Here is a 16,646-nt window from a genome sequence, read left to right on the forward strand (position 1 = left end):
ATGCCGTCACCAGATTAACCAATGGCGCAGTTTTTGACTACGATTCCACCTGCGATTTTTCTATTGCGAAATGGGGACTGGAACCAGCCTCGCTTTCAGACCGCGTCGGCGCTGGATCGGCTGCAAAGCCGCGCAAACCCACAACGTGAACGTGCTCGGTATTGTTAAATACCTTACGGACCAGTTTATAGGTTGTGCCTTTTTCCGGGCTGATGTTCTCTGGCGCTGCAATAACCAGCTGCATTTCCAGACGTTCGCACAGTTCAAACAGCGTGGCAATTGAGCGCGCATCCAGACGTGCTGCTTCGTCAAGGAACAACAAGCGACAAGGCGAGATGTCTTTGCCACGCAGACGGCGCGACTCCTCTTCCCAGCTCTGTACCACCATCACCAGAATTGACATCCCTGTACCGATGGCTTCACCCGTTGACAGCGCGCCACTTTCTGCGCGCAACCAGCCGTCGGAGCCCCGATTGACCTCCACTTCCATCTCAAGATAGTTACGGTAATCCAGCAGCTCTTCACCGATGGTTTGCGGCGTCCGCTGGCCCATATCAATCTGAGGATTCAGACGTTGATAGAGCTTCGCCAAGGCTTCAGAGAAGGTCAGACGATTACTGTTAAACAGGTCTTGATGCTGTTCATGTTCTTCCGACAGCGTGTCGAGCAGCATCGCATGGGTTTCACGCACGTTGACGTTCAGTCGCACGCTGCGAACCTGACCAAAACTCACCGTCTGCAAACCCTGATTCAGTTGGCGAATACGGTTTTGCTCACGCTGAATGGTTTTGCGAATGATATTCGCCACGCTGCGTGAGCTGATTGCCAGCGTTTGTTCACGCGCCGTTAGCTCTTCAGTCAGACGGTTCAGTTCAATTTCCATCTGCTCAATGGCTTCAACCGGATCGTCGGTACGAATAATATCCTGTCGAATACGTTCACGCAGATGCTGATAGACGGCGATGAAGAACTGAATTTTACGCTCTGGTCGCTTTGGATCTTCAGACAAGCGCAACACATCACGCAGGTGTTCATTATCCGCAACGGCCAGACGCAGCGCACCCAATGCCTTATCCGACATGGAACGCAGCTCATCACCGCTTAAATAGGCCAGTTCACGACGGTGCAGACGACGTTCAACGCCATTGTCTTTTACCAAACGCAGCACTAAACACCAACCCGCTTTGGCGCTGACAACCTGGTCACGTTTCTGATGATAATCGCGTTCGAGGTGACGCAGCTTCTTACGCAGCGCTTCCATCTCTGCTTCACAGAAGGTCAGCTGTTTTTCCAGCTGATTACGACGCGCACGGTTGTGGCTTAGTGCGGTATAAAGCTCATCACGGCGAATGCGGGCGCGCTCTTCAGCGCGGCTATCAGCGTGTACGCCAATATCCTGCATCTCCTGCTGCAACTCTTTCAGCATATCGCGCTTGGCGTCATAGGCGCTTTTCAACGAAGCCAGCACCTGTGAATATTGTGTCAGCTGCGCCTGATGCTCGCGCAGACGTTCACGCGTGCGGCTGCGCTCACCTTCAGCCTGCTCAAGGCGTTGACGCAATTTATCGCTGAGATCGTTGTTTCCGTTCAACATGCCAGCAGAATCTTCATAGCTGAAATGCGCCCGACGCTGCACCACTTCAGTCAGCGCGAAGGCTTGCTGACGTGCATTGCGTTGCTGCTGTTGCGCCTGCTGATAATCAGCCTGCAGCTGTTCATGTTGCTCAGGATCGCTTTGCAAAACAGTAATCAGCGGTTCGAGCTTCGCCAACTTCGCGCCGTGTTGATGCAGGAAGCGTGCGGCATCTTGCGCTTCTTCGACCTGCTCACGGATCTCTTCACAGCGATCGGCCAGCGTCTCATCGAGCAGCAGGTTAACGCGCGGCAGCAAACGGTTCAGCTGCGCGACACCCTCTTTCGCCTGTTCGTACTGCTGACGCTGCTGCTGATTGTTGCTTTCATGTTGATTCAGCGCGCGTTCTAATTCACCGCGACGTCCGCCAAGCTGGCGAATCTGCGCTTCTGGATCATCATCAAACGCCACAGCCAAATGACTGCCGATAAAACGGCTGAACGACTGATGCAGACGCTGCGTTTTCTGCACATCAAATGACAGCGTGGCGTAACGTTCAGCCAGACGATCGCGCTCGGCATGCAGCAGTTCCAACTGATTTTCACGTGCGGCACGACCAAACAGCGGCACTTTCGGGAAGCGTGAATAGCGCCATTGACGCTCAGCGACCTTCACCACTACCGCGTTTTGTAACTCATCAACACTGAATACGCTGTCATCAAATGACTGCGGATCACCCTCGATCAGATAAAGATCTTCTGGACACTCTTCGAGACCATCCAGCTGCTCGCGCACCAGTGACAGATCCGGCACCACAATGGCGTGTCGCGAAGGACCGTACAAGGCTGAGAAGTAAGGTGCATCGTCAAGCGTAACGTCATCATAGATTTCCGATAACAACACGCCGCCAAAACGTTCTGCCAGCTGGTTTAAGCGCGCATCATCTGCGCCACCAGGCTGACTAAGGCGTTCAATTTGCTGTTCAACGTCACGCTTACGCGCTGCCACTTCATCGCGGGCAACCGTGGTTTCACGTTCGCGCTCCAGCAGTTGCTGCATGTATTCGGTAACGTGTTGGCTGCTCGCCAATTCCTGCCCGGTTTGTTCACTCAGCTGAGTCAGAATTTCTTGCGCCGCCAGCCAGTGTGGCGCACGCGTAGTCAGCGCAGTAATGCGCTCGCGTAGCTGCTCCAGCTCCTGACGCATTTTCATGCGCTGTTCACCGGCATCCGCCACGCTGCTGTTCAGATGCTCAATTTGCGCTTCCAGTTCGCGCTGCAAACCTTCCAGAGCATCCGCGTCATAGTGCTGACCTTGACGCTTGCAGAACTCGGCTAACAAGCGTTCTGCATCATGCTGCTCGCGCAGACGCTGCTCCAGCTCATTCAACCGCAGGCGCAGCGAAGAGAGTTGATCGGCGTGATGGCGCTGATTATTGGCATCGCGCAATAATTCACGTCCGGTTTGCCACGCATCCTGACGGCTGACATCGCCGGCAATACTGGTAACCAAAGCCAACGCCTGCTCAAACTGGCTGTGCGCGGCTTCTGCTACGCTCAGCTTCTGCTCAAGGCGCAGCAGACGCTCGGTAGCCTCTTCTTCTTTGGCCTGGAAACTTTCCTGCCATTCAGCGGCATTGTCGATGGTTAAGTCAGGTAACTGACACAGCGCACGGGCACGCTCCAGCGCCTGCAAAGCTTGCTGATACTGAATCGCACGCGTTTGCTGCACATCAAGTGCTTGCTGGAAATCAGCCAGCTGGCTTTTTAGTTCATCCACTTCCAGCTCAGCGGCTTCGGCACGGGCCTCATTCTCTTCCTGAATTTCGCGCGCTTCAGCCACCACTTCAGTCTGCTCTTCCAGACGAAGCGTGAGGTCTTCAATGTCACCGTCGTAGCGCTCGATTTTTCCTGCTGGCGCATCGCGGTTTGCACTAAATTCAGGTGATCGCTGGCTGCCTGATAATCCACTTCAAGATCATTTTCCGCACCGCTGTGCTCCGACAATTCGCGCGCCATTTCAATGTGGCGATATTGCTCTGACGCCAGCTGTTTTCGGCTGCTAAACAGGTCATTACGCAGCAACAAGGCGCTATCCAAATGGATGCGGCGCTCGTTAGCGTGACGCATATAGTCAGCGGAGACATAATTTGTTGCTTCGGAGATCAGATGCTTAAACAGATCGCGATCGGATTGCGTTACGCGAATCGCTTCCAGCGTCATGCGGTTTTCGCGCAGCGCAGCTTCCATATCCTGGAACGCTTTACGCACGCCGCTGTTTTCCGGCAACAGATAATCACGCAGCGATCGGGTAATGGCGCTGGAAATCCCGCCATACAGCGAGGCTTCAATCAGGCGATAGAACTTGCTGCGATCGCTGGCCGAGCGCAAACGACGCGGCACCACGCCCAGATCAAACAGCATGGCGTGATAATCGATAACAGAGTTGTACTGACGGAACTGCACACCTTCTTGCGCTTCAACACGTTCTTTTACTTCATTGAGCGGCAGCACGCGCGCCTGACGGCTGTTCAATACTTCCGTCAGCATGTCGGTGGGATTGGTGTCAGTTGGCAAACCGTGAATGCTGAACGGTTTGATATCAACTTTTTTGTCGCGGCCCGCGACCTGCTGCAAACGAACCCCCACCACCACACGTTGATGGCGTGAGTTCACCACGTCCAGCATTGAGTAGCAGACGCCGGCACGCAATTTACCGTGCAAGCCTTTGTCGCGTGAACCCGAGGTTGCGCCCGCTTCCGTGGTGTTACGGAAGTGCAGCAGCGTCAGATCGGGGATCAACGCAGTCACAAACGCCGCCATGGTGGTGGATTTGCCAGCCCCGTTTCCGCCTGACAGCGTGGTGACCAACTCATCCAGATCAAAGGTACGTGCAAAGAAGCCGTTCCAGTTAATCAGCGTTAGCGAACGAAATTTTCCGCGTTCAATCATGCTTGCTGTTCCTCCGCGTTATCACTCGCTTCGCTGTCATTCTCTTCAGGCTCATCGGCTTCAACTGGCGCCGTTGCATTTTCGAACAGCATTGCTTCACCGTCACGAATCAAGCGTAACTGCGCTTCGCGGGCATCATCACCGCTGCGCACGTCGGCACCAAAGCGAAATACTGATTCAGTAATGCGAAATTTGCTGCTGTCATTGCCAAAGAACCACACCATACCCAGACGACGCAGGCGACTCAGCGAGGCGCGCGTTTTCTCCTGCAGTTTGGCGCGATCCAGATCCGAACCGGTTGAACGCTGATTAACCAGTTTCAACAGTTTATTTTCATCAGCCAGCGACAGCAGCTCATCGTAAAGCTCCTGCTGGGTGAAGATACCTTCATTGGCCAAACGTTCTGGGCTGAGATAGAGATAGCAAAGGATTTTGCCTACCATCATATCCAGCTCAGACAATACAGAACGCGGGATTAACGTAGTCGAACGCGGGCGCAGGTAGAAAAATCCCTCTGGCGCACGGATCAGCTCAACGTTGTAGCGAGCGTAAAATTCTTCAATATATTCCTGGTAATCCATCAGAAAAGCGTGGTTATCCAGCTCTTCAATACCTATATGTCGTCCCGCGCGTAACTGGCTGTCTAACGCAGGGAAAAGCGGATTTGCCAGTGCCTGGGCCAGTTTAACTGGCATCACTTGTTCAATATTTGTCGATGACATGTGCCTGCACCTTGGCTCCGTAATCATTAATGGCCTGCCATTCCACGGGCAAGCCGGCTAAATCAGCTTCTGCTACGCCGAGACGCACGGCCTGGTCCACCACAATACGCGCGAGATCGAAATGTCGAGCCCGTGGATATTGCGCCAGGTAATCGCGCATCACTGTGGCGAGGTTGAGCGGTTTTTGCTGAGACTTATACTCTTGCAGCGCTTCTTCAATCATCGCTGCCAGCTGCTCGCGAATTTCATTGAACTCTTCGTACTCAAGTTCGGCGGGCAGTTCACCCATCACCTCTTCATTACGCAGCGTCAGCTCTTCGTCGCGCATGTCATACAGCCGCTCAGCGTTGGCGTAAGTGAGCGCCCATGGCGCATCGAAGTAATTTTGGACTGACAAGCGCAAGCGTTGTGCAAAGACGCGGTTTTTATCCATGTCGATGGCAGTACGAATAAATTTATGTACGTGGCGGTCGTAACCAATCCACAGGTCAATTGCCTGCTGGCCCCAACTGGTAATACGGTCGAGTTTGCTTTGCAGATCAAACACCAGCTTGTCGACGAAGCCTAAATCCGGGCTGTCGAGCGTGGCATCTTGAATGCGCAACAGGTTTTCTTGCAGCTTATCGCCAGCGGCTTCCAACGTATCTTGCAGCTCACGTAGCGTCCCGGAGGTTTCCGACAGCAACATTTCACAGCTGGATATCGCCGCTCGCCAGTCTTTATTCAGCAAATCGGCGATGTCATGTTTCACTGCCTGCTGCTGCTCATCCATCAGACGTTGAGTCATGTCGATGCTGTCGAAAATCTCAGCGACAGAGTATTTCAGCGGCGCGAATACGTTACGGTGCCAGTGAAATTCATCGCCATTTTCTTCGGCGGCATCAGCAGCGCGCTTCAGCTCATTCGCGACAATCGACAGCTGCATAGATAAACGCAACGTGGAGAACTCACGCTGGCGGATGTAATAATCGGTGATGCCGATTGCCAACGGCGTCAGGCGATAAATTGCATTGCCTTCCGTCAGTTCGCTGGTGAATCGGTTGAGTAAGCGCTGGCGCACCATGTCATTGATAGCGTTATTTGCGCGTACCAGCACGGTTTCGTAGGTTTGTTCGAAAGCTTTACTGACATGACGAAAGGCATCTATCAAATCGCCTTCACTCATTTCGCCATCCATCCGCTCACCGTTAAGGGTGGCGATGGCCAGCAAAAAGGCCAGACGTTCTACTGGCAGCGCAAGCGAAAAATCATTCTTACGCGCCCAGGATACCAATTCAGGTACCGTCTGGGAAAATTCACTCATAATTCGTCCTTCTGCCCGGGTTTGCGCACGGTTACGTGAATGTAGCGCCCTAAGCTCAAAAAGGGTTCCTGACGGCAATAGCGCCGCTCCATCTCAATGATCTCTTCGTCGCTTTTCGGCTCGCCTTTAGGCGGCTTCATGTAGTCACTGAAAACCCGAATGCCCGCACGTTGCTCGATAACAAATCCACACGCTTCAAGCCAACGATAAACGTCATCAGGATTGCGCGGGAAATCGGGTGACAACGTACGCTTTTTACGTTTGGTTAAATTGGTTCGCAGATAGCCAAAATTGCCGAGTGTTAAGGTGCGTAGCGTTAAGCCATGCAGGTTATAAAACATCAGCGAAAGCACCCCGCCAGGTCGCAAAACATCGAACAAGGCTTTAAGAACTTTCTCAGGCTCAGCGACCCATTCAAGCACAGCGTGAAACAATACCAGATCCACTGGCGTATCCAAATGTTCGCCCACCTGCTGGGCGCTAATTTGTTTGAATTGCATGTTCTGGCTCACACCCAGCGCTTCAGCATTTTCCTGCGCACGGCGAAGCATCTCAGCGGAGAGATCGCACAATAAAATCTGATGCCCTCGCGCTGCCAGGCCACTGGAGATTTGTCCAACACCGCCCCCCGCATCCAGAATCTTTAACGGTTCAGCTGACAGGCTGGGAATAATGGTTTCAAGCTCATCCCACAAGATCGCCTGACGTATTAGTCCTTTGGTGGTGCCGTAAATATTTTGCGAAAATTTTTCCGCGAGATCGTCAAAGTTGCGATCCTGCATGGCGCTGGCTCCGGTATGCTGCGGTGAGACTTGTGCTATTTTGTCACAGGCACCAGAAGAATGAACCTTTCATCCTGTTCTTCTCTTCCAGCTGCTGTTTTTTCGGACAACAGGAGAGTTTTTAGATGCTTTTTAGCCTGAAAAAAGCGGTGGGCGGTCTGTTACTTCCCTGCCGTTTCTGCTATTGCTGATGGCTTTGGGTATTTTACTGCTTTGGTGTAGCCGATGGCAGAAAAGCGGCAAAATAGTGATCTCAGTCAGCTGGCTTGTTTTACTGTTATTGAGCCTACAACCTGTTGCCGATCGCCTGCTTTTCCCTCTGGAAAATCGTTACGCAACCTGGAACGGTGCAGAAAAGGTGGATTATATCGTGGTGCTGGGTGGCGGTTATACCTTCAATCCGAATTGGGCGCCCAGTTCAAATTTAGTGGGCAATAGTTTGCCAAGAGTAACGGAAGGCGTGCGGCAATGGCGGCGCAATCCTGATTCCACGATGATATTCACTGGCGCAGCGGGGGACAGAACCCCAGAAGCAATGCGTGGGTGGCAGCCTCAGTGGCTGAAAGCCTGGGCGTACCGCCTGAGCAGATTAAGATTCTCGATCAACCTAAAGATACCGAAGAGGAAGCGCTGGCGGTGAAAAGGCAAGTTAGTCAGCACCCTTTCCTGCTCATCAGTTCTGCTAATCATCTGCCCAGAGCGATGCAATTTTTTCAGGCTGCTGGATTGAATCCGATTGCAGCACCGGCTAATCAGATGGCCATTACCTCACCCTTAAACTGGTGGGAGCGCGCCATACCTTCGCCGCTTTGGTTGGGCCACAGCGAACGCGCTGTTTACGAAACGTTGGGGCAAGCCTGGCAACGCGTAAAGGCTGATGATTTACCGCTAACCGAGCCAGGGAAGTAGCTGCTGACGCGCATGGTCAAAACGCGGGCGATCAAATTCGCCGCTATGGATCAAGGTATCGATGCAATCCCATAATTGATAGACCCAACGCCGCCAGACAAATCCTTCTGAAACCGGTGCGCGCTGTAAGTAATCATGCAGCAGCGCCGTTTCTGCAGCTGACTCGCCTAAATGGATCAGCTCATATTCACGCGGTGCCCAGAGAATATTTCCCGGCTGCGTCATCGCGATGAGCTGATCGCTGCGCGCATTTTTTATCATGCTTTGTAATCGCACATTGCCATGAAGCATTACACAGGGATCATCGAAGTCCCGCAACAAATGGGCTAATCGCTCGCGACAGCGAAATAAAATTTGGCGATCTTCAAGCGTGAAGTAAGGCGGCCGCAAATAGCTCATTGTTGCCCATAGAACTTCAACCCGCTGTTTAAACCATGCAGGCCAACTATTCTCTTGGGTGCTGTCAACCGTGCCGACTAAACCATGACTGTCGATGCGATGCCAGGCCAACAAGCCTTCAACCACCTGTTCGCAAAATTCCTGCCATCGCGCAGCGTCGCGGGTGGGCGCTTCTGCCGACACGCCATTGAGTCGCGCCAACAGCAACATTTCGTGCACTGGCTTTTGTTGGCTAATGACCACGCCATAAACTGCAGGCACGGCAATTAATCCTTCATGGCCTAGTAATGCCAGCTTTTTGGCTTCGAGCGCGGCACGCCCTTGATGGCGATAATATTTCGCTATCAGCGGCATCGGCTTGCCATCATGATCGTACAAGGCATAAAGCCGGGTTGGAGGCTGTTCACTGATGGTTTCCAGACGACTGATTTTTTCACCCAGCACCAGCGTTAATTCAGCTTTCAGGTGTTCCATACGTCATCCTCCTGAGATGAAATATCACACTATCCTGGAGGGCTTGATCATAAGAAGTTTAGAAGTGGATCAACTTTTTGACATAAGCCGGGGAAGTGTTCCCCGGCCTTTTTAAGCTTGCATGGCTAAACGCACGCGCACTAAATCTTCTGGGGTATCGACACCCACGCTCGGAATGGTTTTAGCCACAGCGACATGGATTTTTTCGCCGTACCACAACACGCGAAGTTGCTCGAGCAGTTCGATTTGCTCTAGCGGACACGGCGCCCAGGCAATATAGCGACGGATAAATCCAGCGCGATAGGCATAAATGCCAATATGACGCAGCAGTGTGTCACCAATAATGTCACGAGACGCCGCATAGCGCTCACGATCCCAGGGAATGGTCGCACGCGAAAAATAGAGTGCATAGCCCTGTGCATCCATTACCACTTTTACGGCATTGGGATTGAATGCTTCTTCAGCATCGGTGATCGGCACAGCTAGCGTGGCCATACCTGCATCAGCTTTTGCCAGGTTGGTTGCGACCTGACGAACGATATCCGCAGGGATCATCGGCTCGTCGCCCTGCACGTTTACAATGATCTCATCATCAGCAAACTGATATTTTTCGATCACTTCAGCCAAACGTTCTGTGCCCGATTGATGATCGGCGCGCGTCATGCAGACTTCGCCGCCAGCAGCTTCAACCGCTTTTGCCACGTCGGGATGATCGGTTGCGACAATGACCCGGCTGGCACCGGATTCACGTGCACGCTCCATGACATGCACCACCATTGGCTTGCCATGAATATCGACCAACGGTTTTCCAGGCAAACGCGTAGAAGCATAGCGCGCAGGAATGATGGCAATAAAACTCATGGATGAATCTCTTCAATCGACAATGTACGGGCTTCATTTTCAAGTAAAACCGGAATGCCATCGCGCACCGGGAATGCCAGCGCATCCGGTTTGCAGATCAGTTCTTGTTGAGCATTGTTGTAATACAGCTTGCCATTACAAACTGGGCAGGCAACGATTTCGAGTAAACGGTGATCCATATATCCTCCTTCAAGGACCGAATTCTTAGGCTTCAAGCATACCATAGCGAAAGCATCGCGACTGTACGGAAACCGGATGAGGTTACGCACCTTTGCTGTTGATGCTCCACGACGAACTCCATGCATAAAGCAACGCTTTTGGAGCCTGTTCAATAATAACCTGTTCTGCATCTTGCCAGGCTGCAAACCGCGTAATGGCTCGTTGAAAATCCTGAATAAATGAGGGGGACAGACGTGTGTTATCTTCCAGCCACAGGTTTTTAATCACGAGCTGGTTGGACTTACGCACCATGCGGGCATCCAGCCGTGCTTTAATTTGGCCGCGATGTAAGAAAGGCAATACGAAATAGCCATATTTGCGTTTCGCTTCAGGCGTATAACACTCGATGCGGTAATCAAAATCGAACAGTTCTAGCACACGCTTACGATCCCATACCACGGGATCAAAAGGTGATAACAGTGCGCTATGGCTGGCGGAAAGAGGGGAATCAAGCAGCGAAAGAGAATCGCGATGCAGCCACATATCACCGAGACCCGCCACGTTGACGGCCACAATGTCACCATTAGCCTGCATCTGCGTCAAAAAGGGCTTAAGCGCAACACGCTTTAGGCGGTAATAATCAGGCAACCAGGCAGCGCGAAAAATTCCCAGACTGCGAGCGCTATTGAGTAGCATGAGGTTGATCGCCTCAGCTTCATCAATGCTATGTAATTCATCTTGCCACTCAGGCATTACGCGGCTGCGTAAATCATAAACGCGTTGGAAATTTCGCCTTTCTGCTACCATCAATTCCCCTGCGCTAAAGAGATTTTCCAGATGCCGTTTATGCGGCTTCCATGCCCACCAGCCTGGTTTATGATTGTCGCCACTCGCAAAATCCGCAGCCCTTACAGGGCCATTTAGCCTGATGTGTTCAAGCAGATCGGTAATCTCTTGCTGATGTTCGCTCATCCAGGTTGCGTTATATTTCCAACCCAGTTTCTCGGGTGACAACATGCGATGACGCAGCAGCTTGTAATCCGCGCGAGGAATAAAGCACGCTTCATGCGCCCAGTATTCAAACAATTCGCCCTGCTTCAGCGCCTGCTCTAACCATGACGAGGGATAATGGCCAAGGCGGCTGAATAGCACCAGATAGGGACTTCGCGCCACGACATTAATGGTATCGATTTGCAGCAGTGACATACGCGAGACGCAATCAATAAGATCTTGAAAGCGTGCGCGACGAAGAGGTGTGCGCAGCATTCCCTGCGCAGCAAGATGAAGATTTCGAGCCTGTTGTAACGAAAGTGAATGTGTAACGTTCATCCTCTTCCTTATCCGACATCACCTGTAATTAATGATGCGGATCAGGCGAAGGTTTACGGCAAAGTTGTTCAATATCATTCAGTAAAGGCTCAACACCTTCACCCCGCAAATCAGCATCAACCGGTAAATACCACCAGTTTGGTTGCGCAAAAGCTCGACATTTCACCGCGTCTTTTTCTGTCATAAGCAGGTTCTGACCCGCTAAAAGCAAACGTGATAATTCTTCTTTGCTGTAAGCATGATGATCGGCAAAGGCAATTTCCGCTAGTGGCGTCAAACCCTGTTGCTTGAGCGTAGTGAAAAAGCGGGGTGGATGGCCAATTCCAGCCATTGCCACAACGTTTTCAAGTTGTTGGATGGATAGCTGCTCGCCAGTGAGTAAATTAGTTGCCTGACCGGGCTGTAAAAACATCGTCATTTCACCCGGCTGTGCTTCACCACCATTGACGATAATGGCATCGACTTCTTTGAGGCGTGAAGCTCGCTCACGCATCGGGCCTGCGGGTAGCCACCAACCGTTACCAAAACGACGTACGCCATCTACTACTACGATCTCTTTATCACGTTGCAACGCGTAGTGTTGTAATCCGTCATCAGTCACAACAACGTCAATGTCGCCACCTTCAAGCAATGCTTCAATAGCTAAACGTCGTTTCGGGGCCACCGCGACGAGTGCCCCCGTGCGTTGGGCAATAAGAACCGGTTCATCACCCGCTTGTTCGGTGGAGGTGTCAGCATTCACCCGCAGCGGGTAATGATCAGCTTTACCGCCGTATCCGCGTGAAACTACGCCGACCTGTAAGCCACGCTGTTGTAATGCTTGTACCAACCAGATCACCACAGGCGTTTTACCGTTACCGCCCGCGGTGAGATTCCCCACCACCACCACCGGAACCGGCGCTCGCCAACTTTTACGCCAGCCTCGTTGGTAGCTGTAACGAATCAAAGTAGAGATCGCCCCGTAGAGCAGGCTTAGTGGCCATAACAGCAACCACAGCGGCGATCGTCCACTCCAGATACGTTCAATCATTGGCCAAACTGCATTTTGTGAAGTTGAGCATAAGCCCCTTTCTCTGCCAGCAGCGTTGCGTGGGTTCCACGCTCTACGATCTGCCCATCTTCAACCACTACAATTTCATCGGCTTTTTCAATGGTAGAAAGGCGATGCGCGATAACCAATGAGGTACGGTTTTTCTGCAGTTCGTCCAACGCAGCCTGAATAGCGCGCTCTGATTCGGTATCAAGCGCTGACGTCGCTTCATCCAGAATCAATATCGGACAGTCACGCAGCAATGCACGCGCAATGGCAATACGTTGACGCTGACCACCTGATAGCAGCACACCATTCTCGCCAATGATCGTATCCAGACCGTTATCCATCTTGTTGATGAAGTCCATTGCATGCGCCATTGTTGCCGCTTTCTCAATCTCTTCACGGCTGTACTGTTCACTACGCGCATAAGCGATATTATTCGCAATCGTGTCGTTAAACAGATGTACATTTTGAGATACCAGCGCAACCTGGTTACGCAGCGAACGCAGCGTGTATTCACGTAAATCATGTCCATCCAACAAAATCTCACCCTGTTGAATGTCATAAAAACGTGTCAGCAAGCTTGCCATGGTTGACTTACCTGAACCGGAACGTCCAACCAGCGCAACCGTTTTACCTGCAGGTAACGAGAGGTTGATGTTACGCAGCGCAGGCGTATCACGCCCTGGGTAAGTGAAGGTCACCTCGCGGAACTCAATGTCGCCTTTAGCGCGAGTGATTTCACGCGAGCCGTTGTCGTTTTCCTGCTCACTGTCGAGAATTGAGAACAGCGTTTGGCAAGCAGCCATGCCGCGCTGGAACTGGGCGTTAACGTTGGTCAGGGATTTCAGTGGGCGCATCAAGGCGATCATTGATGAAAACACGACGGTTATCGTACCGGCCGTTAATGTGTCCATTACGCTTGGAAAGCTCGCCGCATAGAGCACAAATGCTAATGCGAGTGAAGCGATCAGCTGAATCACCGGATCAGAGATGGATGAGGCTGAAACCAGCTTCATGCCCTGCTGACGCATGCGATTACTGACTTTGCCAAAGCGCTCAGATTCCACATCCTGACCGCCAAAGATCAACACTTCTTTATGGCCTTTAAGCATCTGTTCCGCGCTGGTTGTCACCTGCCCCATCGTGTTTTGCATGTTCTTACTGATGTTACGAAAGCGCTTAGAGACCAGTCTAATAGCAAACGAAACAACCGGAGCCAGCACAATCAGAATCAATGACAGCTGCCAGCTGTAATAGAACATCATGATAAACAGGCCGATGATTGATGCACCTTCACGCACTACAGTGACTAACGCACTTGAAGAAGAAGAGGCGACCTGTTCAGAATCGTAGGTAATACGCGACAGTAGTGTCCCGGTCGATTGCTGATCAAAGAAGGCGACCGGCATTCCCATCATGTGGCTAAACAATCGACGGCGCATTCTCATTACTACATTTCCCGAGACCCAAGAAATGCAATAGCTAGAGATATAGCTGGTTACGCCTCGTATCAGCATCAAGCCAATTACGGCTAACGGCATCCATAGCATCACTGATCTGTCTGCTTTGCCAAAACCATCATCCAGTAAAGGCTTCAACAGTGAAAGCATCAGGGTGTCGCCTGCGGCATTGAGTATCAGGGCTATCGCAGCCACAAATAAACCCGCTTTATGCGGCGCGATCATCGGCCAGAGTCGACGAAATGTCTGCCAGGTTGAGAGATCTTTATCTTGATGCATTATTTATTCACGTTGTTGGAAATAGCCGGCCATTCTACCTGGATTCGCGTTTTACGCCAAACCACTGATGATACCAACGGGGCATTAATTGTTCCCTTAGCGTCGCAACACGCATTTTACCGTTATTAATGAAGAGACTTATTTGACCTGACTGACCTGTGTCAAACCAGTTAAAGCCCGTTTTTTGGTAATTTTCCAGTACCGATTTTGCAGGCATGCGCCAGGCGTTATAACGTGCTACGGAAGCCAGCGCAGCATGGCCATTCAGGCTTCGCAAAAACAATGATGACGAGGATGTTCGGCTACCATGATGCGGAACCTGCACGATATCGACGTTTAAATTATGCTTTTCTAACGCAACCAGTTGCCGCTCTGCTATCGCTTCTATATCGCCTGTGAGCAACAGTCGAACCTTCCCATCATCTACGCTGATCACGCATGAGTCGTTATTATTTCCAGATGCAGACGCGTTTATCGGCCACAAGACTTGAAAATGCAGCTGTTTCCATTGCCACTGAGTTCCACGAATGCACGATAAATGTTCAACATTATTTAATGCGCTTCTCACTTGAATCTGCGGCCAGCGCTGTTTTATGGATTCAAGTCCGCCGCTGTGATCGAGATGTTTATGACTGAGAATGATCTGCTGCAACTGCAATTGCTTGCGCTCAAGCCAGGGAATGACAACGCGTCCTCCGGCATCATCTGTTTTCCAACGTGGGCCGGTATCATACAAAATGGCTTCTCTGCCCTGACTGATTACGATACTTAAACCATGCCCAACATCTAACATATCTATTCGCCAGCCCTGTTCAATTTTCTCCTGACGGCTTAATAGCATTGCAATGGCGATAGCACAGCAGCTAAGTGGTGCACTAAAAAAGATTTGTGCCCGCCAGATAATTAACCCACCCCAAACAAGAAGTGCGAGCAATGAAGCGTTATGTAACGGCCACCAGCCGGTAGGAAGAAGCGTCAAAACATAAACAAGCCCACGCAATGTTGAGTCAGCACACCACCAGATGAGTGCTGAGGCTGAGGAAAACGGCAGCATCATGGCAAGCAATATTAACGGAACGGTAATGAACGAGATAACCGGCACTGCAATCAAGTTGGCAACCAATGCCGTTACGCTGATGCCATTAAAAAGAGTGACCTGCAGCGGTGCCATTAAAATCATCATGCCAATCTGTAAATGCAATAATTGCAGCAATAACCAACGTCGCTGATGAAAACGAACCGGTAAAGGAAACCAGTGATACCAAATTAACAGCATGCCCACCGCTAAAGCTGAAAGCCAAAAACTCTCTGAAAGAACAGTTAATGGATCCGTAATTAATAGCAAGCCAATGCATAACGTCCATATTTGCCAGCCGTTTAGTTGAGCAGCCGCAATACGAGTGGCTATCCAAATCGTTAATGCTAACAAGGCTCGCTGAGCAGGCGCGTGCCCGCCTGATAACCAAGTGTAAGTTGCAGCTAAAATCCAACTGGCGATAAGAGGAAACAGGTAACCGATGCGGTGTGCCGGTAAAAGAAATTGTATACCTCGCGCTAACAGCCACCCCACTCCACCCGCTAACGCTATATGCATACCTGAAATGGCCATGAGATGTGCAGTTCCGGTGTCACGCAACAGCTGACGAGTCGTTTTGCTGAGGTCATTGCGGATGCCAAAAGCCAGAGCCTTAAGCGTGGCCTGTTGCGAAAGAAACCCGATTTGCGCCTCATGATGTTTAATGAATTGCCAGCGCCAACTACATGCGGATGATTCTGCATCTTGTTTTATGATTCGCCCCTGCAGTGGGGTGTGATTAGCCAATGCAAAACGCTGGTTATCAAACTCTCCTTCGTTTAACCGTGCATGCACTGCACGCAGCCGAAGTTGCATGCTCCAGCGCTGTCCGGGGCAATACTTTTGGCTATCACTATCAAATGAGAGCCAGGCAAAACGTGGGGGAAAATAAAGTGATCTCCCTCTTTTAAAAGCCTGACTTTAATTTGTTTATTTTCCTGACGAACCTCATCAACAAGGACATAGAACTGTTGAGGCTTGATAGTCAGCTTTTCAATATCATCAACGATCAGGCGAGCATCGTGAAGCATCCACACCAGTAACAAGAGCGCAATGCCCGCTATACGTATTGGTTGTATACGGAACTGCAGTAAAACGACCGCAGCACAGAATAAAGCGAGCAAAATTCCCGGTGCTGGCAGTTGAGGCAACACCAGTAAAGGCAGAGCGGCGATAATCGTTATTCGAGCTAATGCAGTCCATGTCAACATAATGCAATCCATCTAAAAGATTTCAGCAGTTTGACAAGCTATGACGTATTTAAAAGGTAGGATTTAAGACTTTGGACGCTGTTATGTAGGAAGAGTGATGCTTTGCATCTTGCAGAACGTTGA

The 16,646-nt window shown here is 51.1% G+C and carries 9 protein-coding genes and 3 pseudogenes; 1 reads left to right on the forward strand and 11 read right to left on the reverse strand.

The genetic code is table 11. From position 1 onward, the window contains the following. Positions 1 to 37: 37 nt before the first annotated feature. The 4 genes and pseudogenes from mukB to cmoM all read right to left on the reverse strand — a co-directional run bounded on the left by mukB (position 38) and on the right by cmoM (position 7,331). Positions 38 to 4,524, reverse strand: a pseudogene (mukB, locus tag KQP84_RS15365) (chromosome partition protein MukB). Further along, complete coding sequence (mukE, locus tag KQP84_RS15370; protein WP_215847181.1) at positions 4,521 to 5,246, reverse strand: chromosome partition protein MukE; 726 nt, start codon at positions 5,244 to 5,246, stop codon at positions 4,521 to 4,523. The pseudogene mukB and the gene mukE overlap by 4 nt, the downstream one beginning before the upstream one ends. Then, positions 5,227 to 6,549 (reverse strand): chromosome partition protein MukF, encoded by a 1,323-nt coding sequence (gene mukF / locus KQP84_RS15375; protein WP_215847182.1) that lies wholly within the window; start codon positions 6,547 to 6,549, stop codon positions 5,227 to 5,229. Before mukF ends, mukE begins: the two co-directional genes overlap by 20 nt. Continuing rightward, positions 6,546 to 7,331, reverse strand: a complete 786-nt coding sequence (gene cmoM, locus KQP84_RS15380) for a tRNA uridine 5-oxyacetic acid(34) methyltransferase CmoM (protein WP_215847183.1) — start codon at positions 7,329 to 7,331, stop codon at positions 6,546 to 6,548. Before cmoM ends, mukF begins: the two co-directional genes overlap by 4 nt. Before the next feature lie 125 nt (positions 7,332 to 7,456). On the opposite strand from cmoM, the pseudogene elyC reads away from it, so the two are divergent. After that, a pseudogene (gene elyC, locus KQP84_RS15385) lies at positions 7,457 to 8,240 on the forward strand (envelope biogenesis factor ElyC). Here elyC and KQP84_RS15390 read toward each other — a convergent pair. The 7 genes and pseudogenes from KQP84_RS15390 to KQP84_RS15420 all read right to left on the reverse strand — a co-directional run bounded on the left by KQP84_RS15390 (position 8,220) and on the right by KQP84_RS15420 (position 16,523). Further along, the gene (locus KQP84_RS15390) at positions 8,220 to 9,113 is read right to left on the reverse strand and encodes a protein kinase family protein (protein ID WP_215847184.1); all 894 of its coding nucleotides are present in this window, start codon (positions 9,111 to 9,113) and stop codon (positions 8,220 to 8,222) included. The pseudogene elyC and the gene KQP84_RS15390 sit on opposite strands and share 21 nt — an antisense overlap. A 111-nt stretch (positions 9,114 to 9,224) precedes the next feature. Beyond that, the gene (kdsB, locus tag KQP84_RS15395) at positions 9,225 to 9,974 is read right to left on the reverse strand and encodes a 3-deoxy-manno-octulosonate cytidylyltransferase (RefSeq protein ID WP_215847185.1); all 750 of its coding nucleotides are present in this window, start codon (positions 9,972 to 9,974) and stop codon (positions 9,225 to 9,227) included. Beyond that, positions 9,971 to 10,153: a Trm112 family protein gene (locus KQP84_RS15400; RefSeq protein ID WP_215847186.1), complete on the reverse strand. Its 183-nt coding sequence runs from the start codon at positions 10,151 to 10,153 to the stop codon at positions 9,971 to 9,973. The genes kdsB and KQP84_RS15400 overlap by 4 nt, the downstream gene beginning before the upstream one ends. 82 nt (positions 10,154 to 10,235) lie before the next feature. After that, complete coding sequence (locus tag KQP84_RS15405) at positions 10,236 to 11,462, reverse strand: winged helix-turn-helix domain-containing protein (RefSeq protein WP_215847187.1); 1,227 nt, start codon at positions 11,460 to 11,462, stop codon at positions 10,236 to 10,238. Between the two features lie 28 nt (positions 11,463 to 11,490). Then, a complete protein-coding gene (gene lpxK, locus KQP84_RS15410) occupies positions 11,491 to 12,492 on the reverse strand; it encodes a tetraacyldisaccharide 4'-kinase (protein WP_215847188.1) in 1,002 nt (333 codons plus the stop codon). Next, entirely contained in the window at positions 12,489 to 14,237 is a 1,749-nt protein-coding gene (msbA, locus tag KQP84_RS15415; protein WP_215847189.1) for a lipid A ABC transporter ATP-binding protein/permease MsbA, read from the reverse strand. Before msbA ends, lpxK begins: the two co-directional genes overlap by 4 nt. A gap of 34 nt (positions 14,238 to 14,271) precedes the next feature. Further along, positions 14,272 to 16,523, reverse strand: a pseudogene (locus tag KQP84_RS15420) (DNA internalization-related competence protein ComEC/Rec2). Positions 16,524 to 16,646: the final 123 nt, after the last annotated feature.

Origin of the sequence: Candidatus Pantoea bituminis (assembly GCF_018842675.1) — a bacterium.
GTDB lineage: Bacteria > Pseudomonadota > Gammaproteobacteria > Enterobacterales > Enterobacteriaceae > Pantoea > Pantoea phytostimulans.